Origin of the sequence: uncultured Desulfosarcina sp., from assembly GCF_963664155.2 — a bacterium.
GTDB lineage: Bacteria > Desulfobacterota > Desulfobacteria > Desulfobacterales > Desulfosarcinaceae > Desulfosarcina.
Genome location: NZ_CAXXXH010000001.1, coordinates 5,059,263 through 5,083,089, shown reverse-complemented (window position 1 = coordinate 5,083,089; position 23,827 = coordinate 5,059,263). Strand labels below are relative to the sequence as shown.

Below are 23,827 nucleotides of genomic sequence, written 5' to 3'. Positions count from 1 at the left end.
ACCTTTCTATCTCCTGGGGTGGGCGCTGTCATAGGCCGCCATGAGCCGGTCAATGCTCACATGGGTGTATTTTTGGGTGGTAGACAGGCTCTTGTGGCCCAGAAGTTCCTGAACCGTACGCAGATCCGCCCCTGCATCCAGCATGTGGGTGGCAAAACTGTGCCGGATACCATGGGGTGAAATCGGTACCGCCAGGCTGCACTTGCGAATCAGTACATCCAGAATCCGCGCAACGGACCGCGAGGTCAGCCGGCCCTTGTTTTTATTTAGGAAAAGCGGGCCATCAACGACCATCCCGATGCCAGTCTGGGTAAAAAGCCGGTCCCGGTAGGATTGAATACGATTCAGGGCTTTTTCACCCACCGGAACAATTCGTTCACGGTCCCCTTTCCCCGACACCCTGAGACATCCAGAGGAAAAATCAACATCAAACACATTCAGACCGGTCAGTTCGGATACCCGGATTCCCGACCCGTAAAGGGTTTCGAACAGGGCCCGGTTGCGCAGTTCCAGCACCGTGTCAGCGGCTATCCGGTCCAGCAGGCGAAACATGTCGTCAACCGAGAGATATGACGGCATCCGCCGGCTGTGTTTCGGCGTCAGAATGGCTGCCGTGGGATCCTCGTCGGTTAACCGGTGCCTCACCAGGTGACGGAAAAAGGATCGCAGAACCGACAGTTTCCTGGCGATGGTAATCTTCTCGTTCTTGCGGTGCAGGAGCCCCAGGTATCCTCGGACGGTCAGGCTGTCGATATCGTCTATGACCAGCGACCGTTTCTCTTTTTCTTCGGTCAGGCCTGCCCCGCGAACGGCATAGCCGGCAAACTCCGCCAGATCATGGCCGTAGGCCCGGATGGTGTGGGCGGAGTAACCCTTTTCCGAATCCAACGATTGCAGAAAAAGATCGATCTGTTCTGCCAGCAGGGGTCGTGTCATCGGAAAGCGATCCGTTGCTCGAGTTCCATCCATGATCCCACATGAAGGAAATCATGGGGTTCCTGATTCCACGGCTGGCTGAAGACGACGGGTTCGATTCCGGCCGCCTTGAGCAGGTGACAGGTCTCCAGGCGGTCCTCCACAAACCACTTGATTCCGTTTTCCAGCAGCACATCGGTCTTGGCTTCGAATGAACCGGTGGCGACGATTCTTGCACGGTGGTGCTGGCCGTCGAGGAGTCGGTTCAACCAGCCCTCAATGGGACCCGGTTCAGGCCGGGCCGTCACCATCAAGATGCGGCCCGTGGTCTCACCGATGCGCCTTAACACGGGCCCGGCGTCGGGGAAAGGTTTCAGGGAGGCCCGGTAACGCCCATCGAGAATCCGGCCCACCGCCCCCTCCAGGACATCCTCGTCGAGATCCAGGCAATGATCCAGCCGGTAGCAGGTAATGTCCGCGTACTTCACCGTATGGACATCGTAATGGTCCCTGAGGATATCCAGAAACAGGTGCATGGTGTCGGCAATCACCCCATCGATGTCAAAGGCAAGTAAAGCCGGATCAATCATCGGTCTTTCCTAACTTCACAATCTTCGGCCCTTCAGGCCATTTTTCGTGTCTTTTTTTTCAACCGGGAGATCTGCCGGCGGAGAATTCCTGATTTCTTGGGGTCTTTTTCAGCGGCAATCTCCTGTTTACGAACCTTGAGCTCTCGAATATGCTGCTTGATCTGACGAAGCGACCGGCTGGCTTTTTTGGTTTTTTCTTCCTTGATGCCCCGATGGGCCTTGACGGCATCGAGCAGGTCCTGCTTATTCATGCCGTGAATGCCTTTGAGATCCGTTATGGCATGGGCGATTTCACGAAGTTCTTTGACGGTCATTTTATCCAACGGCTTTTCTGCACCTTCCGTACCTTTGGTCATTTGATCCAGTCTCCTTTCATGAAGCAGGGTTTAATCCACCGGTCATGGATGCCACGGGCATCACGCCAATATACACAACCGTCATCAGCAAAAAGGTATTTTTGTAATCCCATTAGACCGGGCGTGTCAATACAGATATTGGATTATAAAAAATGGGGATGAGCGGTTCTCAGCCATTTGTCGGGCGTGAGCATTTACATTGTATTTTTAAAACCTCGCCCCCTTGAATCCTCCTTTTTTCGAGGGCGTTTCCTAAAATGGCGCCAACTGAACACCGGGCGGCACCCGGGTCGAGGCATACCCCATTGTTTTTCACTCTTTATTTCCCCCTTCTACCAATTTAATAAAGGGCCGGAACAGATCCAGTGGCAGTGGGAAAATGGTGGTGGTGTTTTGCTCGGCGGACATCTCCCGCATGGTCTGAAGGTAGCGCAACTGGATGGCGGTGGGATACTGGTCGATGATTTTTGCCGCCGCGGCAAGACGGTCGGCTGCCTGGAATTCACCTTCCGCATTGATCACCTTGGCCCGCCGCTCCCGCTCGGCCTCGGCCTGCTTGGCCATGGCCCGTTGCATCTCCTGGGGCAGGTCGATATGCTTGAGTTCTACGTTGGCTACTTTGATGCCCCAGGGGTCCGTATGGGTGTCAAGAATCTCCTGAAGCTTGGTGTTGATCTTTTCCCGGGCCGACAGGAGTTCGTCCAGTTCGGCCTGGCCGCAGACGCTGCGCAGGGTGGTCTGGGCCAGCTGAGAAATGGCATAGGTGTAGTTTTCCACCTCCACAATGGCCTTGATGGGGGCGATCACCCGAAAATAGATAACCGCATTGACCTTCACCGATACATTGTCCAGGGTAATCACGTCCTGGGGGTCCACATCCATGGCCACCAGCCGCATGCTCACCTTGACCATCTTGTCCACAATGGGAATAAGGATGATCAACCCCGGTCCCTTGGCTTGGATTACCCGGCCAAGGCGGAAAATGACGCCCCGCTCATATTCGTTCAGGATTCGCAGGGCGGCGGAAAGAAAAAAAACGACCAGGACAACGGCACCGATAGTTGGCAACATAGATTTCTCCTTAAGCCCAATTGGGTGAATGATGAGTAAACCGTGAGCATCGGTCGGAGGCGATCCGTCCGGTGCTGCCGGCTATGGCGTGACTCGCTGCGATCCGGTGGCATCTGCCTCCGGTTCAACCTCCAGGGTCAGACCGTCCACTGCTGTCACCCGGACCCGCTGCCCGGCGGCCAGCGGCGTCCGGCATCGGGCAAACCATAGTTCACCGTGAAGTTGAATCCGGCCGGTGGGTGTCAAAGGCATCTTAACCACCCCGGTTTCACCGATCAACCCCGACTCCCCGGTCATGGGCCGGCGGGCTCGGGAACGGAATACCAGCCCTGCCACCACCACAAAGAAGCCCCCCACGAGGCTGATGGTCGGCAGCATAACGGTCCACGAAACCCCAATTCGCCCCCCCATCCGGTCAAAAAGCATCATCGATCCCAGCAGCAGGCAGATGATCCCCGCCACACTGAGCAGGCCGTAGCTGGCGATTTTCATTTCCAGGATAAAAAAGATCAGCGCCAGCAGGATCAGCAGAACGCCGGCGGGTTTCACCGGCAGGGTTTGAAACGAGTAAAAGGCCAGGATAAGGGCGATGCTGCCGATAACTCCGGGAAGGATGACGCCTGGATGGGACAGCTCGAAATAGAGACCGGCCAGGCCGATCATCATCAGAATGTAGGCGATATTGGGATCGCTGAGGGCCTTGAGTATCCGGGTTCGCACGGATTCAGCAATCCAGACCCGCTTGGCCGGGTCAATGTCGACCGGTCCTTTTCCCTTGATCTCGAGACCGCGGATCTGTTCGATCAGGTCATCCACATCCCGGGCCACCCGGTCGATGATCTTTTTCTCAAGGGCTTCGGTTTCCGTCACCGACACGCTCTCCCGCACCGCCTCCTCGGCCCACTTGACGTTGCGGCCACGCTTTTCGGCGATGCTTTTCACGAATGCCACCATGTCGTTGGTCACCTTCTCGGCCATGGTTTTATCCAGGTCCTTGCCGCCGGCGTTGACCGGGTGGGCGGCACCGATATGGGTACCCGGCGCCATGGCGGCCACATCGGCAGCCATAGTGATCATCACGCCGGCGGATGCCGCTCGGGCGCCCGACGGCGCCACATATACAACCACCGGGATTCTGCTCTCATAGATAGACATGACCATCTTGCGCATGGATTCGGCCAGGCCGCCCGGAGTATCCAGCATCATGATGAGACAGCCGGCACCTTCCGCGTTGGCTCTGTGGATGGCCGAGTCCAGAAAATCGGCATTTCCCGGTGAAATGGCGCCAGTGACCCGGACTAAGTAAACTGGCGCCGATCCGGCATCCACCGGAAGGATAAGCAGCAGCGACAACAGGGCGATAAATAAGCTGGCGGAGATGAATCGATTTCTCATAACAACCCCCTTGAAGGCGGGAAAGGGGCATGCTGGACAGTTATCCCAGCATTTTCATGATTTGTTGGACATCTTCCCACACTTCCCTTTTCTTTTCCGGGTTGCGCAGCAAAAATGCCGGGTGAAAGGTCGGCATTACCGGAATTCCCATGACCTCATAAAACCGTCCCCTGAGGCGGGAGATAGGCGTCTCGGTTGGTAGCAGAGCCCGGGCGGCTACATTTCCCAAAGCACAGATGACGCGCGGATGGATGGCGGCCACCTGCCGTTTGAGAAACGGCAGGCAGTGGCGGATTTCTTCAGGTTCCGGGTTCCGGTTGTTCGGGGGTCTGCATTTGACAATATTGCCGATATAGACCGTCTCCCGAGTGAGCCCCATGGCAGCGATGATTTTGGTTAGGAGGTGTCCAGCCGCTCCTACAAAGGGCTGACCGCATTTATCTTCATCAAATCCCGGTCCTTCGCCCACGAACATCACTTGGGCGTTCGGGCTGCCCTCACCAAACACGATATGGGTCCTCGATTCACACAGCTTGCATCGGGTACAGTCGCCCAAATCGGTGCGGATATCTGCCAGAGATTCCCGATCAACCGCCGCATCATGAGTGGGCATCCCCAACCGATTCAGGATTTGCAGGCTCGCCGAGCTGCAGTCAAAACCCGTGCACCCGTTTTGTTTAAGATAACACAGGGTGTTTCGAATGTCCCGGATGATCTGGAAATGTGGCGCGTCTGCGGTCATCTTGCTTTTCGAAATACACATTTATTTAAAAAGGTCGTGGAAAGAATCATCTCAGGCGACGGTTCTTTTTTTGACCAGTTCGGCCACCCGGTCGAGGATCAGGTGGGCCACCGCATCCTTGTCCATCACATCGAGCACCTCTTTTCGGCCGTCTGCAAAGAACAGGGTCATGCGGTTGGTGTCGGATGCAAATCCGGAGTCTGAGGGACCGATGAGATTGGCCGCAATAATGTCTAGATGCTTTTCTTCGAGCTTCTTCCGGGCATGAGTTTCCATGTCCCGGGTCTCCGCGGCAAACCCGACGACGATCTGGTGCTTTTTCATCTGCCCGACGGTCTTCAGAATGTCCGTGGTCCGCTCCAATGCCAGCTGCATTCCGCCCTCACCCTTTTTAATCTTGTGGGCCTCTTTTTTGACGGGTCGATAGTCGGAAACCGCCGCCACCTTCACGACCACATGGGATTGTTCCAGACGGGCAAATACGGCGTCGGCCATGTCGTCCACCGTGACGGCCGGAATCACCTCAACGTTCAAGGGAGGGGATAGATTCACCGGACCGCTGACCAGGGTTACCCGGGCACCGCGGTATTCAGCGGCCCTAGCAATGGCGTAGCCCATCTTTCCGGAAGAAGGGTTGCTGATGAACCGAACCGGATCGATGGCTTCACGGGTGGGCCCGGCGGTAACCAATACGTTGCAGCCGGCAAGGTCGTCCGGAGTGAGAAAACTGGCCAGCCGATCCACGATCTCTGCGGGTTCCGGCAGTCGTCCCGGTCCGGTGGTACCGCAGGCCAGCGCTCCTTCGCCGGGTGCCAGAATGGAGCAACCGTCCGTTTCAAGCTGTTTGAGGTTTCGCCGATTGGCTGGATGTTCAAACATGTTTGAATTCATGGATGGGCAGATCATCACCGGGCAGGTTACCGCCAGCATGAAGGTGCTCAGCGCATCGTCGGCGATACCGTGGGCGAGCTTAGCCACCATGTTGGCTGTGGCCGGCGCAATGATCACGCCATGGGCCGCTTCCGCCCAGGCAATATGCCGGATGGCCGAGTCATCCGTCGGATCGAAAAGGTCTACGCATACCTGGTTTTCCGACAGCACCTCAAAGGTCATGGGGCTCACGAATCGGGTGGCACTGTGGCTCATGATTACCCTTACCCGTGCCCCTAACTTCACCAGTCGCCTGAGGACCTCTACACTTTTATAAGCGGCAATCCCACCGCAGACACCCAGAACGATATTTTTATTATGAAGAACGGTTTTTTTCATATTACTCAAATCACGACTATTTATAGATTCGGGGATGCGCCCTCAACGGTCGGCGAGACCCATATTTCCAGATAGGTGTAGAATCTTTTCTCCGTAATGTTGATGACGCACCAACGATTTTCTTTTTTAAACAGCAGGATGTTGCGGAAGGATTTAAAGGCGCTGACCAAGCTCCAGTTATCGTTGGCCATATTGTTTTCGAAAAAGGTGATGAGGGAGTAGCCGTCTACACGGCCTTTCAGGGACAGCACACCGGCGGACAGGCCCGGCGTGCGAAAGACGAACGAGGCATTTTTGTCCACCTTCATCGCCCGAGGCACCAGCACATCTCCAAAATCGTAGTAGAGGGGGGCATTTTTATCGGCGGTGACGCCGGTATCGGAACCGGAGTCGCCTGCCTTCATGGAAGCGCATCCGGACATGAGCAGTACGATCATGCAGACGGTAATAGCGACCCACCCTGCCTGGTTATGGCTTAATCCTTGCCATTTACCCATTTCACCTCCTTGAACAGGCTGTTAAAATGTGAGAACCGGTCACACGCCTTCATCGACCGACGGAACACGGATTTTTTTAAGGCGCCGATATGTATTTTGCCGGAGCATCAGCCCCGCCCACCGCTCGATCAGATCGGAAATGTCATGCCAATGACTGGGGATGTCCGGCAACATGGATGTCGCCGCTTCCAGAGCCTGTATGAGATCCGACCGGTCGGGCGTTTGATCCAGCAGATAGCGGTAAATTCGGACAGCCTCTTCATATCTTCCTTGATCGGCGTATACGCGTGCCATGGTCACCGTATAAAAAGTCTTGTCCCCTGGAATCCCCATATCATTTCCTCTGATCCTTGGAACCGGGAAAAATAACGACGACATCATCCTTGCCGATCATGCCCAGTTCATTGCGGGCCACACTCTCGATAAATGCCGGATCGCTTTTCAGACGCCCGATGGTCCGATACAGGCTGACGTTCTCCCGAGCCAGAGTTTCATTTTGCTGCGCCATCAACAGCTCCTTTTCACGCAGCCGGTGCATTTCCACCAGCCCGTTATCACCGAATACAATCAGCAGCATCAGATTGAACAATGCGACGACGGCACCGGCAACGATGATTTTCCGGCGAATATTCATGACCGGTTCAAACTCCTTCTCATCAACGCCATCACGTTTTGCCATTCCGGAATCTTCAGTTTCCAAGCCGCAACGGAAAAAATCAGGACCCCACCGATGATGCCTGCGCCGATTCCCGCCAGCAGTCGAAGACTTCCCGATTCGTTTTCAGGAGGGATGAGAATCCCGCTGGTCATTACCACGCCCAGAGCCATAAGTCCCGATGCAGCCAGCGTCTTCAGACAACTGGAAAAGATGGGCCGCCACCGGATCACCCCCAACTTGTTTTTCAGCACAACCACCAAAAGCGCCAAGTTTACCATGGAGGCCAGCGAGGTCGCCAGAGCCAGTCCACAGTGCTTCATCGGGCCCATGAGGGCCATGCCGAAAAAGATGTTGGCGGCGATGGCGATAGTGGCGGTTTTGACTGGCGTCCGGGTATCCTGCATGGCGTAAAACATTGAAACTACAATACGCACCGCAGAGAAAGCCCATAGTCCAACAGCATAATACAAAAGGGCATCGGAGGTCAATCTCGTGGTCCGGGCATCAAAGGCCCCGCGTTTAAACAACAGAGCGACGATGGGTTCTCGAAGCACAATGAGTCCCACCATGGCCGGAATGGTGATAAACAGCACTAGGCTCATGGCATGGCCGAACGTGTCTCCCATGCCGGCCTGATCGCTGCTGGCAGCCTGCCGCGAGAGGCTTGGCAGAACAGCCGTTGCCGCCGCCTGGGCAAATATACCCAAAGGGAATTGAACCAGTCGATCGGCATAATACAGATAGGAAACGCTGCCCTCGGGAAGCAGTGAGGCCAGAAGGGTCCCCACCAGGATATTGATCTGATAGACCGCCGCGCCAAAAATGGTCGGCAGCATAAGGAAGCCGACTTTTTTCATCGCCGGATGCCACAGGCCGGATCGCACCCAGAACCGGACGCCATGCTTCACCAGATAAGGCAACTGCAGGGCCAATTGAAGAACCCCACCCAACAGCACCCCACTGGCCAGTCCGATGACCTGAACCGTTTCGGAATCCGAAAACCGGGAAACGGCAAAAACAGCGCCGATCATGGCCAGGTTCAAAAGGACCGGCGCAATTGCCGGGGCAGCGAAATGACCCAGTGCATTGAGAATTCCCATACACAGGGCGACCAGCCCGATAAGGATGGTATAGGGGAACATAATGCGCGTTAGTGTTACCGTAAGGGCCATCTTCTCCGGTAGGGTGGAAAAGCCAGGGGCGACCGCCTGAATGATGAGCGGCGCAGCGACCACACCAATAACCGTTATCACCGACAGGAAGACCAGAAGCAGTTTCAGGGCACTCGCGGCCAGGCGAAGACCTTCCTCGCGACTCCCTTTTAGCAGGGTCTCCGTAAAAACGGGGACAAAAGCGATGCTCAGCGATCCCTCACCGAACAGCCGGCGCAACAGGTTGGGAATCCGGAAGGCGGCAATAAAGGCATCCGTTGTCATCCCGGCACCAAAAAAAGATGCCAGGACCATATCCCGGACGTAGCCGAAGATACGGCTGAGAAGGGTCGCCGCCCCTACCACGCCGGCGGCGCGGGTGACATTGCGGTTCTCACTTTTTACCTGACGGCTGGCGTCGGAAAACATATGGCCCCGATCTTGATTGCAAGGCACAATAACCCTTGACTTGCCCAATTTTTTTGGATATCAGGAAGTTTTGTATTTTTCCAATTAATTTCCGAAAGGAGTAACAGAAGGTGGCAAACCATAAATCAGCATTGAAGCGCGCCGGCCAGAATGAACGTCGGCGCCTGCGGAACAAAGCCGTTCAGACCCGGGTAAAAAACGTTGTCAAGGATGTGCGCCTTGCCGTGGCTCAAAATGCGGAAAATGCCATTGAGCAGCTCAACGCAGCCAAGTCCGCCATCGACAAAGCGGCGAAAAAAGGGGTGCTTCACAAAAAGACGGCTTCCCGCAAAGTTTCCCGTCTCAACCGGCAGGTCAATGCCCGGCAAGCCTGACCCTTCCCGGCGACCGCAGTCAGGAAAAAAAGCCCGAGGATTGTCGTTGCCCGATTTGCTCCGACGGCGGCATCGCGGGTTCTCGATCATCAGAAATTATCCGTCAACCGGTTAAAGGCGGATTCTGCCAGTTTACTGGAAAGCACGGCAATGGCATTGGACTTGTTCTGATCCGTTGCCGTTTTATTTCCACCCACAACCGCATAGGCCTGGCGTTCAACGATATTTCCCGACGACCAGAGAATCCGTCCGTCCGGAGATTCCAAACGCAGGTTCAGTGTACCTCTCACCCGACGCTCCACCGCTGTTGAGACGGTGGAACGGGAAATATTTTCCACGGACAGCGAAACAATGGCCCCGGTCAGGATAGCATCGGCCGACGACCGCTCCTGAACCAGGCTCTCTTTGCGGTTCCTGGTGAATTCATAGATCAGGTCGTTGGTGAATGTGCTCTCCGCACCGGTTTCTGCCGACCGGTTTTCCAGAATGGTGATGAATATCCGGGATACGCCGGCGGGAAAGCTCCCGCTTCCGGCAAAGTGGTAGCCGCATGCGGTTAGCAGCAGAACCGACAGGATCGCTTTGAATGCCCACTTGTTTTTCATTACCGTTCCAATAGCATATCGGTTTACGTGTTAAGTGTGAAGCTGATGTATCGTTTTTTAAATAACGATATTCACCAGCTTGTTTTTAACAGTAATCACCTTCTTGATAGGCTTTCCGTCGACAAACCGAATGATTCGTTCGTCGGTCATGGCCCTTTGCTTCAACAGATTTTCATCTGCATCCAGAGCAGCGGAGAACCGGCTGCGCACCTTGCCGTTCACCTGGATCACCACCTCCACTTCGTCTTTCATCGTAGCTTGATCGTCAAAGCGTGGCCATTGACTCAGCAGAACGCTCTCTTCGTGGCCAAGGGCCTCCCACAACTCTTCGCAGAAATGGGGAACAATGGGAGACAGGAGCAAAACGGTCGTTTCCAGGGCGAAACCCATGGCCTGGTTCCCCGCGTCATCCAAGTCTGATTCGTCGATGGCCTGCATGGCGTTGACCAGTTCCATTACCGCACTGATGACTGTGTTGAAATGGAACCGCTCATCAATATCCTGCGTCACTCGTTTGATGGTCTCATGGGTTTTTCGATAGAGTTCCCGCAGGGACTCTTTTAAACCATGAATGTCGGTCAGGCCGAGTTCACCATCCGTCAACAACGGCATCCAGCGCTCGGCCAACCGCCAGACCCGCTGGAGGAATCGGTAGCTGCCCTCTACCCCCTGTTCACTCCACTCCAGGTCCCGTTCGGGCGGTGCGGCAAACAGGCAGAAGAGTCGGGTGGTGTCGGCCCCGTATTCGTCGAGCAGCAGGTTGGGGTCGATGACATTTTTTTTCGATTTGGACATCTTTTCCACTCGTCCGACGGCCACCGGTTGGCCGCATTGCATACAGGTCCTCCGCGCATCGCCGTCTTCCGCGACCTGTTCGGGAAAAAGAAAGCCGTGTTCCTTGCAGGCCGTGGTCTCTTTGCACACCATTCCCTGGGTAAGCAGCCGGGTAAACGGTTCCTTGAATTTCACCAACCCCAGTGATTCAAGCACCCGGGTAAAATATCGGGAATACAGCAGATGCAAAATGGCGTGCTCCACACCGCCGATGTACTGATCCACCGGCATCCAGTAGTCGACCGCCCGGGTGTCGAACATGGCCGCATCGCATCGGGGACTGCAGTAACGCTCGAAATACCATGATGACTCCACAAAGGTGTCCATGGTGTCGGTTTCCCGCCGGGCATCCTCGCGCCCACAGCGGGGACAGCGGGTTTTGGCGAATTCCGCCAGCAAAGACAACGGTGAACGTCCTCCTTCCAGCAAATCGGCGTTTTCAGGCAGCACGATGGGCAGGTCGGCCTCGGGTACGGGAACGATGCCGCAGCTGCTGCAGTGAATCATGGGAATGGGCGCCCCCCAGTATCGCTGTCTGGAGATACCCCAATCCCGCAGACGGAAACTGACCGTCTTTTTGCCGATGTCATTTTCATCCATGTAGGCGGCAATTGCCTCCATGGCCTTGCGGTTGTCCATGCCGTCGAAATCCCCGGAGTTGACCATGGTGCCTTCGCCGGTGTAGGCAGCCTCCATGGTATTTCCGTCCAGGTCCCCGTTCGGTGAGCTGACCACCACGACAATGGGCAGTTCGTATTTTCTGGCAAAATCGAAATCCCGCTGGTCATGGGCCGGAACGGACATGACGGCACCCGTGCCGTACTCCATGAGGGCGAAGTTAGCCGTGAAGATGGGCATTTTCCGACCGTTCATGGGGTTGATGCAATAAGCACCGGTAAACACGCCTTCTTTTTCGTAGGTTTCGATGGCCTTACTGGAGCGGTCCTGAAGGGATATCCGTTCGACAAAAGCCGCCACAGCAGGTTCCTGCTCCGTGCCTGCCGCCAGTTCCGGAACCATAGGATGTTCAGGTGCCAGACACATGAAGGTGGCCCCGAAGACCGTATCCTGGCGGGTGGTGAATACGCTGATGACCGCATCGCTGTCTGCCACGGGGAATCGGATCTCCGCACCGACACTTTTGCCGATCCAGTTGCGCTGCATGGTGGTCACCTTGTCCGGCCAACCGGGAAGCCTGTCGCAGTGGACCAGCAGGTCTTCGGCAAAGTCGGTAATCTTAAAAAACCACTGCCACAACTTCTTTTGACGTACCGGCTTACCGCAGCGCCAACAGAGGCCGGCCTCCACCTGCTCGTTGGCCAGCACCGTCTGGCAGGGTTCACACCAATTTACATAGGATTCTTTGCGGTAGGCCATGCCCCGCTGTGCCATTTTGAGAAACAGCCACTGCTCCCAACGGTAATATTCGGGACGGCAGGTGGCCAGTTCCCGGTTCCAGTCATAGGAAAACCCCAGTCGTTTGAGCTGGGCCCGCATGGTGTCGATGTTTTCGTAGGTCCACCTGGCCGGGTGGGTGTTGTTGGCGATGGCCGCGTTTTCAGCCGGCATACCGAATGCGTCCCAACCCATGGGGTGAAGGACATTAAATCCGCGCATCCGCTTGTAGCGGGCCACGACGTCACCAATGGTGTAATTTCTCACATGTCCCATATGGATTTTGCCGGACGGATAGGGAAACATTTCCAACAGATAGTATTTTTTCTGATCAGGAACCTCGACGACAGTGAAGAGCTTGTCGTCCTGCCAGCGTTTCTGCCACTTGGTTTCGATTGCCTGAGGATCATAGCGTGAATCCATGAATCTCCCTATCTTCTTGCGAATATTGTTAATTTTGTTGGGCTTGCGTGCATCCTCATGCCATAAAGCCTGATAAAGATCAAGAGCCGTTCTGGCCGGCCGCCGGACCGTAAACGCCCTTTGTGCTGGGGGTTGGATGGCTTTTGGGACGATCCGCCCGACTGTCGATCGACCGTTTTTCTTTTTTGCCGACCCGCCATTTTTATGGATACCACCCTAAAAATCCGTTGACTTGACTGTAACAATTCCTTATTTATACAAATTTAATATTAATAACGAAAAGTGGAAGGAACAGAATCATCAGCTAATGACCAGTAAAATTCTCATCAATGCTGTGGACCCCGAAGAGGTTCGCCTCGCCATCGTTAAGGACAGTCGCTTAGAAGAATTCCACATCGAAAGTGCAGCCCGGGAAATTCTGCACAGCAGTATTTACAAAGGTGTGATCACCCGCATCGAGCCCAGCCTTCAGGCCGTGTTCGTTGACTTCGGCGCCGAACGCCACGGTTTTCTGCAGAAGCAGGAAATCCACAGCGATTATTTTCAGGGTCCACCGGCCAACGGCAATACTATCCAGAACCTGGTGAAGCGTGGCCAGGAGTTGATGGTGCAGGTAACCAAAGACCCCATCATGAAAAAGGGGGCCATGCTCACCACCTTCATTTCTTTGCCCGGCCGCTACGCCGTGCTGATGCCGGGAAGCGACAGCCGGGGCATTTCACGCAAAATTGAAGACGAAACCGAACGCAAACGGCTCAAGGAAATCGTTGAAAAGTTGGATCTGCCCGAGGGCTTCGGCATAATTATCCGCACTGCCGGCCAGGGATGCACCAAAACCATGCTGGCCAAAGATGTTCAGTACCTGCTGCGCCTGTGGAAAAACATTACCGCTCGGGCCGTAAAGGCGCAGGCACCCTCGGCCCTTTACAAGGATCGGAACTTGGCTGTCCGCTCCATCCGGGATCATTTCACGCCGGACATCAAGGAAATTCTGATCGACGATGAAGCGGTCCATCAGGAAGTAAAAAATTTCGTCCACATTATCGCGCCGAAACAGACCGGTATCGTCAAATTCCATAAATCGGACAAGCCCCTTTTCACCCGATTCCAGCTGGAAGACCAGATTGCGACCATTTTTGACAACCGGGTGACGCTCAAGTCCGGCGGGTCAGTGGTTCTGGAACGCACCGAAGCGTTAGTGGCCATTGACGTCAACTCCGGCAAAGGCACCCAGAAAAAAAATGTCGAAGAGACTGCGTTGATGACCAACCTTGAAGCGGCGGCCGAAATCGCCCGACAGCTCAGGATCCGCGATTTGGGGGGCCTCATCGTAGTCGATTTCATCGATATGCGCGAGCAAAAGCATCGCAATCAGGTGGAAAAGACCCTTCGTGCCAGCATGAAACAGGACCGGGCAAGGGTAAAAATCGGCAAAATTTCTAAATTCGGGCTGCTGGAACTCTCCCGCCAGCGCCTGCGGCCTTCCATCGATTTTGGAAGCATGGAGACCTGTTCGCATTGTTGCGGCAAAGGCCAGGTATCGTCTGTGGAATCCCTGGGATTGAGTTTTATAAGGAAGCTGAAACTGGATACCCTGAAGGCGGATATCCTGCAGGTAACGGCCCAATTGCCCGCTCCGGTGGCGACCTACCTGCTCAACCGTAAACGCAAGGAACTAAGCGAGCTGGAGACCAAACGGGCGATAGGGATTACCATTATCGCCCGGGACGACCTGATCCCAGGCCAGATGGAGGTCGCCTACGAGAAAAAAACAAAAGCTGTGGAGACCCCGCCCGCATAGGCCTTTCCCGCCGATTCAATCCCTCGCTGGATTGTCGTCGACAAGAACCATTTGACGGGGCGGGTGATTTGCAGTATACCAGCGCCACTTTTAAGGGTTGCCAAACAACCTGGCGCCGGTGAATGCAATGTATAGAAGACAGCGACGCCCGCTATGACCGCTAAAGCAAGCCCACCCAAGGCGCTCACGGCGGGTTTAGTGCACGAACGGGGAATCTTTCTTTCCTTACGGTGAAGACTCCACACGGATTGCCGTGGGGAGTCTTCAAATAACTGACAGGAGGTTTTTACACCGATGAATATCGCTTATGCAATGGGACAGGGGGGGGCTGGAGCCGCAGGAGGTTCAGGAGGATTCGCGTCGTTTATTCCGCTGATTCTCATGTTCGTCATATTTTATTTTCTGCTAATCCGTCCCCAGCAGAAAAAAACCAAAGAACACCGGCAGATGATCGACAACCTGAAAACCGGTGATCGGATTATCACCAGTGGCGGCCTTCATGGCCGAATCACCGGCGTTTCGGAAAGCGCGCTGACCGTAGAAATCGCTGAAAAAGTACGGGTGAAAGTAAACCGGGGCAGCGTGACTGCACTGATGCAGACCACCCCACCCCCGGCTGCGCCCAAAAAAGATAAGAAAGACAAAGCCGACAACGGCAAAGCCTAAATTCGAATCTGTTTCTCCTGAAAAGCCCCATTGCCACCGGACCATCGACCCGCCTCGACCGCAGTTTCGGCTGCGATCGGCCAAGGGATGACACGGCGGCTGGGGCTTTGGCGTGTATATCATGAAAGGAACGAAGCGTTGAAGAATCTTTCGTGGAGACTCATCGTTATTGCAGCGGTCATCGTAGCCGCTGTGATTTATGTGATTCCGACATTTCAACCCGGTGTATGGCCCCATAAAAAAATCAATCTGGGACTCGATCTCCAAGGCGGCATGCACCTGGTGCTGGAGGTGGATGCCGACAAGGCCGTTGAAAACACCATCGAACGGGTGGGCCATGAGATGCGGGATCTGTTGAAAAAAGAGCGGGTTCGGACCCTGGGTGTCGAACGGGTGGAAACCGTCAAGTTGGCCGTTAAAGTGGCGGAAGGTGACGATGTCAAGCGTTTCGATGAACTGCTGGACAAAGAATTCCGCGATCTTCGGGTAGCCAGACGGACCGTCAAGGACGGGGTGATGACGATCGTTCTGGACATTCCCGACAAGGAAGCCGACCATATCCGCAAGCTGGCGGTGGATCAGGCCCTGGAAACCATCCGCAACCGCATTGACCAGTTCGGTGTCAGCGAGCCGGACATCCGCATTCAGGGTGAACGGCGCATTCTGATCCAGCTGCCGGGCATCAAAGACACCCAGCGGGCCAAAGAACTGATCGGCAAAACCGCCCTGCTGGAGTTCAAGCTGCTGGACGAAGAACATGACGTGAATGCCGCCCTGAACGGCAACGTTCCCGCCAGCAGCGAGATCCTTTACGAGACAAAAGAAGACCGGACCACCCGCCGTGTCCAGAAGATTCCCTTTCTGATTAAAAAGCGCACCTCCCTCACCGGTGCGTATCTGACCGACGCCCGGGTACAGATCGACAGTCAGTACAATGAGCCGTATGTCTCCATCACTTTCGACAAAAAAGGCGCCAGGCTCTTCGAGCGAATTACCGCCGAAAACATAAAAAAACGTCTGGCCATTGTATTGGACAACAACGTTTATTCGGCACCGGTCATCCAGGACAAAATTGCCGGCGGAGAGGCCCGGATTACGGGAAATTTCACCACCGAAGAAGCCCGGGACCTGGCCATCGTGCTGCGAGCCGGTGCGCTGCCCGCACCGGTCCAGATTCTTGAAGAACGGACCGTCGGCCCCTCTCTGGGGACCGACTCCATCCAGATGGGCCTGCTTTCCATGTGTGTGGGCGGTATCCTAGTGATCCTATTCATGGTGATATACTATAAAGGATCGGGTGTCGTGGCCGATTTCGCCCTGATCCTCAACATCCTGCTCATCGCCGGCGGACTGGCCGGATTCGGTGCCACCCTCACCCTGCCCGGCATCGCCGGCATCATTCTGACCATCGGCATGGCCGTGGACGCCAACGTGCTGATCTTCGAACGGATCCGGGAAGAGATGACCCTGGGGAAAACACCCAGAGCCGCCGTGGACGCCGGCTACGAACGGGCAACCCTGACTATTTTGGATGCCAATGTCACCACCCTGATCGCCGCTCTGGTGCTGTTTCAGTTCGGCACGGGTCCGGTCAAGGGTTTTGCCGTCACCCTGAGTCTCGGGGTGGTGGCCAGCCTGTTCACCGCATTGGTGCTGACGCGCGCCATATTCGATTACTATCTGGTCAATCGTAAAGTTCGGACCATCAGCATCTAAGCCGGATGCCCCGGACCGAGCAGGCAATTGCACCTTGGCCGGCAACGGAAAACCACAATCAAGGACTTGATTCATGCAGTTTATCAAACCGGGTATCAACATCGATTTCATTGGAAAACGCAAAATCGCCTTCGTCCTTTCGCTGGCGATGATTCTGATCAGCATCGGTTCACTGCTGATAAACAAGGGACCCCGCTACGGGATCGACTTTGCCGGCGGCACACTGGTCCAGGTCAAATTCGAATCATCGGTCACTATCGACCAAATCAAATCCGGTCTGGCAACCATGGAACTGGCCGCATCGGCGGTGCAGCAATTTGGCCAGGCCCACGATCATGAATACCTCATCCGCACGGATGCAGCCGACCCGGCCATGGAAGGACTGTCGGAAAATATCGAAAAGAGCCTGAAAGAGGCCACCCATGTACCGGTGGAGATCCGCCGCGTTGAAATGGTGGGTCCCCAGGTGGGACAGGACCTGCGGGAAAAGGCCCTGTTCGCCATGTTTTACGCCCTGCTCCTGATCACCGTTTACATCTCCGGTCGGTTTGAACTGAAATGGGCTATCAGCGGCATCGTGGCGGCTGCCATTATGGGGGCTGTCTATCTGCTCTCCCTGTTCCATGTCTCCGTTCCCTTTCTCATGCTGGCCGCCCTGATCGTCTCTCTGGTCATCTTTTGGTTTTTCGAGTTCAAATACGCCATGGGCGCCATTGTAGCCCTGATTCATGACGTGACCATTACCGTGGGTATGTTCTCCATTTTCGACAAAGAATTCACCCTGCCCATCATTGCCGCGCTGCTGACCATCATCGGCTATTCCCTCAACGACACCATCATCGTCTTCGACCGTATCCGGGAAAACCTGCGCAAGTATCACAAAGAACCCCTGGGCACCATTCTGAACAAGAGCATCAACGAAACATTGAGCCGAACCATTCTTACTTCAGGAACGACGCTGATCGTGGTCGTCGCCCTGTTCATCCTCGGCGGCGGAATCATTCACGATTTCTCCTTTGCCCTCCTGGTCGGAATCCTAGTCGGTACCTATTCGTCAATCTTTGTGGCCAGCCCCATCCTGATGGCATGGCAGACCCGGAGAAAATAGATGTCTTCATTACGGCCCTGGTTCGCCCTGAAAAGCGTGCCAGGGGTCGGCAATCTGTTGTTTCGCCGTCTGCTCGAGCAGTTCGGATCGCCGGAAGCCGTACTTACCGCAGACGTGACTGCGTTGCAGGCCGTTCAAGGAGTCACTTCCCGTTTGGCCGCAGCCATACGACGATACCGGGTTCCAGATTGGGTTGACCGGGAACTGGAAGCGGTTCGTCAAAAAGGATACACCATCGTCACCCAGACAGACCCGACCTATCCTCCGCTCCTTCGCCAGATCCCGGATCCACCGCCATTTTTATACGTTTACGGGTCGCTGCCGGCCTCCGGCCTGAACATCGCGGTGGTGGGGTCTCGCAATGCCACCGATTATGGCATCTCCTCGACGCGACAACTTTGCATGGATCTGGTCAGGCAGCGGGTCAATATCGTCAGCGGCATGGCCAGGGGGGTGGATACCGCGGCCCATTCAGGCGCCATCGCCGCCGGTGGGCATACGGTCTCCGTTTTAGGAACCGGCCTGGATCGGATCTATCCCAGTGAGAATAAGGGGTTGTTTCACAAGATCGCCGAAAATGGCGCGGTGGTCACCGAATTTTCCCTCGACACCGGACCCGATGCTCACCATTTCCCGGCCCGCAACCGCATTATCAGTGGGTTGTGCCACGGCACAGTGGTGGTGGAGGCGACGGGGCGAAGCGGCTCGTTGATCACCGCCCGCCTGGCCGCCGAACAGAATCGGGAGGTGTTTGCCGTCCCCGGAAACATCCACTCGTTTAAAAGTGTCGGGACACACACCCTGATCAAAGAGGGAGCCAAACTGGTGGTGCATGCCGGGGATATTCTTGATGAATTTCAACATATTCAACCCCATGAACAGGGAGCATCGACGACGCCGAAACCATCCGCACCACCATTGACGGATGACGAAGCCATGGTTATCGATAGTCTTGAAGCCGACGCCGTTCACATCGATGACCTGGCCAGAAAGCTGACGTTTCCATCAGGCCGGCTGTCCGGACTGCTGCTCCAGCTGGAACTCAAAGGGCTGGTAGCCCAGTCACCGGGCAAACGGTTTGCCTTGGCCCCCGGCATCGATCGACAACAATCGAATCAACGCAATGTAAACCAAGAGGTATCCAGTGAGTAAACCCCTGGTGGTCGTCGAATCACCCACAAAGGTCAGAACCATTAAAAAATATCTCGGAAGCGACTACAATGTGGCCGCAACCGTGGGACACATCAAAGACCTGCCCAGCAAAGACCTGGGCATCGATATCGAAAACGATTTCACGCCGCAATACAAAACGATTCCCGGTAAAACAAAGGTGCTGAGCCAGTTGAAGTCAGCCGCCGGCGACGCGACAGACATCTATCTCGCTCCGGACCCGGACCGCGAGGGAGAAGCCATTGCTTGGCACACCTCCGAAGTGCTTAAAAAAAAGGGGCGGACTTTTCACCGGGTGCTGTTTCACGAACTGACCCAAAAAGCTATCCTCGAGGCCATGACAAAGGCCCAGGATATGGACCGTTACAAATATGAGGCGCAACAGACCCGGCGTATCCTGGACCGATTGGTGGGGTACCAGATCTCGCCCCTGCTCTGGCGCAAGGTGAAAGGCGGCCTCAGTGCTGGGCGGGTGCAGTCCGTCGCCGTACGCATTATCTGCGACCGGGAAAGGGCCATCCAGGCATTCACACCGGTGGAGTACTGGTCCATCACCGCCAACCTGAGGGGGTTGGTACCTCCGGCATTTAAGGCCAAGCTGGTTCGCAAAAACGGGGAAAAAATCGAAATCCCGGATGAAGCCGCAGCCACTGCAATATTGAAGGACCTGGAGCCGGTTCAGTTTATCGTTGACAAAGTCGTCAAGCGAACCACGAAGCGCAATCCGCTGCCACCCTTTATCACCAGCAAACTCCAGCAGGAGTCGATTCAGAAACTCCGCTTTTCCGCCAAAAAAACCATGATGGTAGCCCAGCAGCTCTATGAGGGCATCGACCTGGGACCCGGTGAGCCGGTGGGCTTGATCACTTACATGCGGACCGACTCCACCCGAATCGCCGACGAGGCGGCACAGGAGGCACTGGCTTGGATCAACGAGCGGTTCGGCAAGCAATACGCCATCGCCAAACCCCGCTTTTTCAAAAACAAAAACAAGGCCCAGGATGCCCATGAGGCCATTCGCCCGACCTCGGTCTATCATACGCCGGATCAGGTAAAACGCTATCTGTCCAAAGATCAGTTAGCCCTGTATACCTTGATCTGGCAGCGTTTCGTCGCCTCCCAGATGGCGCAGGCCCTCATCGATCAGCAGTCCCTTTCCATCGCCGCCGGGGACTATACGTTCACTGCCAGCGGCTCATCGGTAAAATTTCCCGGCTTTCTCGCCGTGTACCAAAGCGCCGACGACGAGGCGGAAAGCAGCGAGAAAAGCCAGCCACTGCCGGAACTGGCGGAAAAATCGCTTCTGGAACTGCTGGGAATTGATTCCAAGCAGCATTTCACCCAACCCCCCCCGCGATTTTCAGAGGCATCCCTGGTCAAAGAGCTGGAGGAAAACGGTATCGGCCGGCCAAGCACCTATGCGGCCATTCTCTCCACCATTCGTGGCAAGGGCTATGTGGAGTTGATCAAAAGGTATTTCAAGCCCACGGAACTGGGGTTTATCGTCAATGACCTGCTCATTGCCAACTTCCCGGAAATCCTTGATGTAGAGTTCACCGCCCGACTGGAGACCGATTTGGACCGGGTGGAACAGTCGGAGGTGGAAGCGCTGACCATCCTCAACCAGTTTTACGGCCCCTTCAGCCGGAAACTGGCGGAAGCCGGAGAGAACATGCTCAGTGTCAAGGGTGTCGGCATGCCCACGAACCTGACCTGCCCCTTGTGCCAAAAAAACGCCCTGCGCATCAAGATGGGCAAAAACGGTCATTTTCTGGCCTGCTCCGGATATCCGGAATGCACTTACTCCAGCGATTACGAACGGGATGAAAAAGGGATCATTGCGCCGGTGGCGCCGGTTCAACAAAGCGAAGCCACCGATAAAGTCTGTGAACGGTGCGGCAAACCCATGGTGGTCAAACGGGGCCGATATGGAGATTTTCTCGCCTGCACCGGCTATCCGGAATGCAAACATACCCAATCCCTTAACGGTGGGTCCAATGCCAAGTCCACCGGTGTCGCCTGCCCAGAAAAGGGGTGTGATGGCCAGATTGTGGAAAAATCCTCGAAGCGGGGCAAAATTTTTTACGGGTGCAACCGGTATCCAAAATGCAGCTTTGCCAGCTGGGACCGTCCGGTGGCCATCAGCTGCCCGGTTTGCGGCAACGCCTATATGGTTGAAAAAACAACCAAGCGGGACGGTACCGTGCTGGTCTGCCCCAATCGCGACTGCCGGCACCGCCAGGCGCCTGTTGAGCAGACGGAAAACTGAGTTCAGAGGACGGAGGCCGCATGAATCCTTCTTTCATGAACGATCCGCTTTGAGCTATGAGCTAAATTAAACCCAATAAACCTAACGAACCCAATGAACCCAACGAACCTCACCCATATTGGCGTCATCGGCGCAGAGATGAATCTGGGGGCGCCGCAGGTCAAATCCGTGGCGCAACTGCTGGAAGACGGGGCCACGGTGCCCTTTATCGCCCGCTACCGCAAAGAGGCCACCGGCAGCCTTGATGAAGTGGCTGTGTCCGCCATCCGGGACCGGCTGACCCAGTTGCAGGAACTGGATGACCGACGGGAAGCCATCCTGAACTCTCTGGAACAGCACGGCCATCTCACCGATGGCCTCAAGGCCCAGGTGCTGGCCGCTGAGACGATGACCCGCTTGGAGGATATCTACCTGCCCTATCGGCCTAAGCGGCGCACGAAAGCCACCATTGCCCGGGAAAAAGGATTGGAGCCCCTGGCCCTGGCCATCTTTGCCCAAGAGGGCGTAGATCCGGAAACGCTGGCCACCGACTGTGTAGACCCTGAAAAAGGAGTGGAATCCGTTGAAGATGCCTTGGGCGGCGCCCGGGACATCATTGCCGAAATGATAAACGAAAACCTGCAGGCCCGAGCACGGGTTCGCAACATGTTTTTTGAAAAAGCGTCCATCCGCAGCCAGGTCGTGGCCGGCAAGGAAAATGAAGGGGCCAAGTATAAAGACTATTTCCAGTGGGAGGAAGCCGTGGCAGCGGCACCCTCTCATCGGATACTGGCCATGCGTCGCGGGGAGAAAGAGGATGTCCTGAGCTTGTCCATTGCCCCGCCGCCGGAACTGGCCATCGCCATCCTGGAAGACCTTTTTGTCAGGGGCGAAGACAAGGCTGCCGAGCAGGTGCGGGCCGCGGCCCACGATGCTTACAAGCGCCTGCTGGCCCGCTCCATGGAAACCGAGGTTCGGGTGGCCCTCAAAGAACGTGCAGACGCAGAAGCCATCCGCGTCTTTGCCGACAACCTGCGCCACCTGCTGCTGGCCTCCCCTCTGGGGGCCAAACGGGTGATGGGCATCGATCCGGGTTTTCGCACCGGTTGCAAAATTGTATGCCTCGACCGGCAGGGAAAGCTGCTGCACAACGACACCATTTATCCCCATGGCTCGGAACGCCAGGCAACGGCCGCCACTCAGACCGTCCAGGCGTTGTGCCGGCAATTTGGCATCGAGGCGATCGCCGTGGGCAATGGCACCGCCGGCAGGGAGACCCAAGCCTTCGTGGAGGAAACCATCGATGCGCAATCCCTTTCGGTGATCATGGTCAACGAGAGCGGCGCATCGATATATTCGGCATCGGAAATCGCCCGCCAGGAATTCCCCGACCACGACCTCACCGTGCGCGGCGCCGTCTCCATCGGGCGCCGGCTGATCGACCCTCTGTCCGAATTGGTCAAAATCGATCCCAAGTCCATCGGCGTGGGTCAGTACCAGCACGATGTGGACCCGTTCGCCCTGAAAAAATCTCTGGACGACGTGGTGGTCAGCTGCGTCAATGGCGTGGGAGTGGAAGTGAACCAGGCCAGCGTCCAACTGCTCACCTATGTCTCCGGATTGGGGCCGCAACTGGCCAAAAACATAGTCAGTCACCGGGATGAACACGGCGCCTTCACCGGCCGTGAAGGACTGAAAAAAGTCAAACGGCTGGGCCCCAAAGCCTTTGAGCAGTGCGCTGGATTTTTACGGATAAAAGGCGGTGAAAACCCTCTAGATGCAAGCGCGGTGCACCCGGAAAGCTACGCGGTGGTCGGATCCATGGCCGATGATCTGGGGTGCCGTGTGGCCGATCTCATGAAGGATGCCGGCCTGCGCAAAAAAATCGATCTGAACCGCTACGTCACCGATACCATCGGCCTGCCGACCCTTACCGACATTCTGAATGAATTGGCCAAACCCGGGCGGGATCCCCGGGAACCCTTCGAACATTTTTCTTTCGACGCGAACGTCTCTACCATCCAGGACCTTGTAACGGGCATGAAACTTCCCGGCATCGTCACCAACGTCACCAATTTCGGCGCTTTCGTGGACATCGGCGTTCACCAGGACGGGTTGGTCCATATCAGCGAACTGGGCGACCAGTTCGTAAAAACACCGTCCGATGTGGTCAACGTTCAGCAAAAGGTCACCGTTACCGTTTTGGATGTGGACCTGCCCCGCCAGCGGATCTCCCTGTCCATGAAGAGCCAACCGGGAAAGAGGCCCGAGCCGAAGACGCAGACCGATCCTCCCCGGAAAACAAGGCCGGCCGGCAACCGCCCCAAATCTAAAACCGCACCCAAACCGGCATCGCCCCCGCCGTTCAACAACCCCTTTGCCGACGCATTTCGAAAACCGTCAGGCCGGTAGAA

General features: G+C 55.8%; 21 protein-coding genes. 8 read left to right on the top strand and 13 right to left on the bottom strand.

Annotation, left to right across the window (positions count from 1 at the left end; genetic code table 11):
- Positions 1-6 precede the first annotated feature (6 nt).
- The 11 genes from ACHZBS_RS23245 to murJ all read right to left on the bottom strand — a co-directional run bounded on the left by ACHZBS_RS23245 (position 7) and on the right by murJ (position 9,073).
- On the bottom strand, positions 7-936 hold the full coding sequence (locus ACHZBS_RS23245; RefSeq protein WP_319408871.1) for a tyrosine recombinase XerC: 930 nt from the start codon (positions 934-936) through the stop codon (positions 7-9).
- Positions 933-1,505: a haloacid dehalogenase gene (locus ACHZBS_RS23240; protein WP_319408870.1), complete on the bottom strand. Its 573-nt coding sequence runs from the start codon at positions 1,503-1,505 to the stop codon at positions 933-935. The genes ACHZBS_RS23245 and ACHZBS_RS23240 overlap by 4 nt, the downstream gene beginning before the upstream one ends.
- A 32-nt stretch (positions 1,506-1,537) precedes the next feature.
- Positions 1,538-1,861 carry a transcription termination factor Rho gene (locus ACHZBS_RS23235; RefSeq protein WP_319408869.1) on the bottom strand — a complete coding sequence of 108 codons (324 nt, stop codon included), beginning with the start codon at positions 1,859-1,861 and terminating at the stop codon, positions 1,538-1,540.
- A 312-nt stretch (positions 1,862-2,173) separates the two neighbouring features.
- Complete coding sequence (locus tag ACHZBS_RS23230; protein ID WP_319408868.1) at positions 2,174-2,932, bottom strand: slipin family protein; 759 nt, start codon at positions 2,930-2,932, stop codon at positions 2,174-2,176.
- Between the two features lie 81 nt (positions 2,933-3,013).
- Positions 3,014-4,327 (bottom strand): nodulation protein NfeD, encoded by a 1,314-nt coding sequence (locus ACHZBS_RS23225; RefSeq protein WP_319408867.1) that lies wholly within the window; start codon positions 4,325-4,327, stop codon positions 3,014-3,016.
- 40 nt (positions 4,328-4,367) lie between these two features.
- Entirely contained in the window at positions 4,368-5,069 is a 702-nt protein-coding gene (locus tag ACHZBS_RS23220; RefSeq protein WP_319408866.1) for a uracil-DNA glycosylase, read from the bottom strand.
- A 51-nt stretch (positions 5,070-5,120) separates the two neighbouring features.
- Complete coding sequence (gene coaBC, locus ACHZBS_RS23215; RefSeq protein ID WP_319408865.1) at positions 5,121-6,338, bottom strand: bifunctional phosphopantothenoylcysteine decarboxylase/phosphopantothenate--cysteine ligase CoaBC; 1,218 nt, start codon at positions 6,336-6,338, stop codon at positions 5,121-5,123.
- A gap of 20 nt (positions 6,339-6,358) precedes the next feature.
- Positions 6,359-6,835 carry a hypothetical protein gene (locus tag ACHZBS_RS23210; RefSeq protein ID WP_319408864.1) on the bottom strand — a complete coding sequence of 159 codons (477 nt, stop codon included), beginning with the start codon at positions 6,833-6,835 and terminating at the stop codon, positions 6,359-6,361.
- 39 nt (positions 6,836-6,874) lie between these two features.
- Complete coding sequence (locus tag ACHZBS_RS23205; RefSeq protein WP_319408863.1) at positions 6,875-7,168, bottom strand: hypothetical protein; 294 nt, start codon at positions 7,166-7,168, stop codon at positions 6,875-6,877.
- A gap of 1 nt (position 7,169) precedes the next feature.
- The gene (locus ACHZBS_RS23200) at positions 7,170-7,514 is read right to left on the bottom strand and encodes a septum formation initiator family protein (RefSeq protein WP_319408862.1); all 345 of its coding nucleotides are present in this window, start codon (positions 7,512-7,514) and stop codon (positions 7,170-7,172) included.
- On the bottom strand, positions 7,466-9,073 hold the full coding sequence (gene murJ, locus ACHZBS_RS23195) for a murein biosynthesis integral membrane protein MurJ (protein ID WP_319408861.1): 1,608 nt from the start codon (positions 9,071-9,073) through the stop codon (positions 7,466-7,468). The genes ACHZBS_RS23200 and murJ overlap by 49 nt, the downstream gene beginning before the upstream one ends.
- Positions 9,074-9,183: 110 nt before the next feature.
- Between murJ and rpsT the strand changes: the two genes are divergently transcribed.
- Positions 9,184-9,447: a 30S ribosomal protein S20 gene (gene rpsT / locus ACHZBS_RS23190; protein WP_319408860.1), complete on the top strand. Its 264-nt coding sequence runs from the start codon at positions 9,184-9,186 to the stop codon at positions 9,445-9,447.
- 89 nt (positions 9,448-9,536) lie between these two features.
- On the opposite strand, the gene lptE is transcribed toward rpsT, so the two are convergent.
- Entirely contained in the window at positions 9,537-10,052 is a 516-nt protein-coding gene (gene lptE, locus ACHZBS_RS23185) for an LPS assembly lipoprotein LptE (protein WP_319408859.1), read from the bottom strand.
- 57 nt (positions 10,053-10,109) lie between these two features.
- The gene (gene leuS, locus ACHZBS_RS23180) at positions 10,110-12,704 is read right to left on the bottom strand and encodes a leucine--tRNA ligase (RefSeq protein WP_319408858.1); all 2,595 of its coding nucleotides are present in this window, start codon (positions 12,702-12,704) and stop codon (positions 10,110-10,112) included.
- Positions 12,705-13,011: 307 nt separating this feature from the next.
- Between leuS and ACHZBS_RS23175 the strand changes: the two genes are divergently transcribed.
- From ACHZBS_RS23175 to ACHZBS_RS23145, 7 genes are all read left to right on the top strand, one after another.
- The gene (locus ACHZBS_RS23175; RefSeq protein ID WP_319408857.1) at positions 13,012-14,505 is read left to right on the top strand and encodes an Rne/Rng family ribonuclease; all 1,494 of its coding nucleotides are present in this window, start codon (positions 13,012-13,014) and stop codon (positions 14,503-14,505) included.
- Positions 14,506-14,799: 294 nt separating this feature from the next.
- A complete protein-coding gene (gene yajC / locus ACHZBS_RS23170) occupies positions 14,800-15,171 on the top strand; it encodes a preprotein translocase subunit YajC (protein WP_319408856.1) in 372 nt (123 codons plus the stop codon).
- 138 nt (positions 15,172-15,309) lie between these two features.
- Positions 15,310-16,887 carry a protein translocase subunit SecD gene (secD, locus tag ACHZBS_RS23165; protein ID WP_319408855.1) on the top strand — a complete coding sequence of 526 codons (1,578 nt, stop codon included), beginning with the start codon at positions 15,310-15,312 and terminating at the stop codon, positions 16,885-16,887.
- Positions 16,888-16,960: 73 nt separating this feature from the next.
- Positions 16,961-17,995: a protein translocase subunit SecF gene (gene secF / locus ACHZBS_RS23160; RefSeq protein ID WP_319408854.1), complete on the top strand. Its 1,035-nt coding sequence runs from the start codon at positions 16,961-16,963 to the stop codon at positions 17,993-17,995.
- Positions 17,996-19,147 (top strand): DNA-processing protein DprA, encoded by a 1,152-nt coding sequence (dprA, locus tag ACHZBS_RS23155; protein WP_319408853.1) that lies wholly within the window; start codon positions 17,996-17,998, stop codon positions 19,145-19,147. It abuts the gene before it with no gap.
- The gene (gene topA, locus ACHZBS_RS23150; RefSeq protein WP_319408852.1) at positions 19,140-21,434 is read left to right on the top strand and encodes a type I DNA topoisomerase; all 2,295 of its coding nucleotides are present in this window, start codon (positions 19,140-19,142) and stop codon (positions 21,432-21,434) included. The genes dprA and topA overlap by 8 nt, the downstream gene beginning before the upstream one ends.
- Positions 21,435-21,527: 93 nt before the next feature.
- Positions 21,528-23,825 carry a Tex family protein gene (locus ACHZBS_RS23145; protein WP_319408851.1) on the top strand — a complete coding sequence of 766 codons (2,298 nt, stop codon included), beginning with the start codon at positions 21,528-21,530 and terminating at the stop codon, positions 23,823-23,825.
- Positions 23,826-23,827 lie beyond the last annotated feature (2 nt).

Excerpts from the sequence above, each read along its gene's own strand:
- ACHZBS_RS23245 (WP_319408871.1), bottom strand. The coding sequence starts at position 936 with ATGACACGACCCCTGCTGGCAGAACAGATCGATCTTTTTCTGCAATCG.
- ACHZBS_RS23240 (WP_319408870.1), bottom strand. The coding sequence starts at position 1,505 with ATGATTGATCCGGCTTTACTTGCCTTTGACATCGATGGGGTGATTGCC.
- ACHZBS_RS23235 (WP_319408869.1), bottom strand. The coding sequence starts at position 1,861 with ATGACCAAAGGTACGGAAGGTGCAGAAAAGCCGTTGGATAAAATGACC.
- ACHZBS_RS23230 (WP_319408868.1), bottom strand. The coding sequence starts at position 2,932 with ATGTTGCCAACTATCGGTGCCGTTGTCCTGGTCGTTTTTTTTCTTTCC.
- ACHZBS_RS23225 (WP_319408867.1), bottom strand. The coding sequence starts at position 4,327 with ATGAGAAATCGATTCATCTCCGCCAGCTTATTTATCGCCCTGTTGTCG.
- ACHZBS_RS23220 (WP_319408866.1), bottom strand. The coding sequence starts at position 5,069 with ATGACCGCAGACGCGCCACATTTCCAGATCATCCGGGACATTCGAAAC.
- coaBC (WP_319408865.1), bottom strand. The coding sequence starts at position 6,338 with ATGAAAAAAACCGTTCTTCATAATAAAAATATCGTTCTGGGTGTCTGC.
- ACHZBS_RS23210 (WP_319408864.1), bottom strand. The coding sequence starts at position 6,835 with ATGGGTAAATGGCAAGGATTAAGCCATAACCAGGCAGGGTGGGTCGCT.
- ACHZBS_RS23205 (WP_319408863.1), bottom strand. The coding sequence starts at position 7,168 with ATGGGGATTCCAGGGGACAAGACTTTTTATACGGTGACCATGGCACGC.
- ACHZBS_RS23200 (WP_319408862.1), bottom strand. The coding sequence starts at position 7,514 with ATGGCAAAACGTGATGGCGTTGATGAGAAGGAGTTTGAACCGGTCATG.
- murJ (WP_319408861.1), bottom strand. The coding sequence starts at position 9,073 with ATGTTTTCCGACGCCAGCCGTCAGGTAAAAAGTGAGAACCGCAATGTC.
- lptE (WP_319408859.1), bottom strand. The coding sequence starts at position 10,052 with ATGAAAAACAAGTGGGCATTCAAAGCGATCCTGTCGGTTCTGCTGCTA.
- leuS (WP_319408858.1), bottom strand. The coding sequence starts at position 12,704 with ATGGATTCACGCTATGATCCTCAGGCAATCGAAACCAAGTGGCAGAAA.
- ACHZBS_RS23175 (WP_319408857.1), top strand. The coding sequence starts at position 13,012 with ATGACCAGTAAAATTCTCATCAATGCTGTGGACCCCGAAGAGGTTCGC.
- yajC (WP_319408856.1), top strand. The coding sequence starts at position 14,800 with ATGAATATCGCTTATGCAATGGGACAGGGGGGGGCTGGAGCCGCAGGA.
- secF (WP_319408854.1), top strand. The coding sequence starts at position 16,961 with ATGCAGTTTATCAAACCGGGTATCAACATCGATTTCATTGGAAAACGC.
- dprA (WP_319408853.1), top strand. The coding sequence starts at position 17,996 with ATGTCTTCATTACGGCCCTGGTTCGCCCTGAAAAGCGTGCCAGGGGTC.
- ACHZBS_RS23145 (WP_319408851.1), top strand. The coding sequence starts at position 21,528 with ATGAACCCAACGAACCTCACCCATATTGGCGTCATCGGCGCAGAGATG.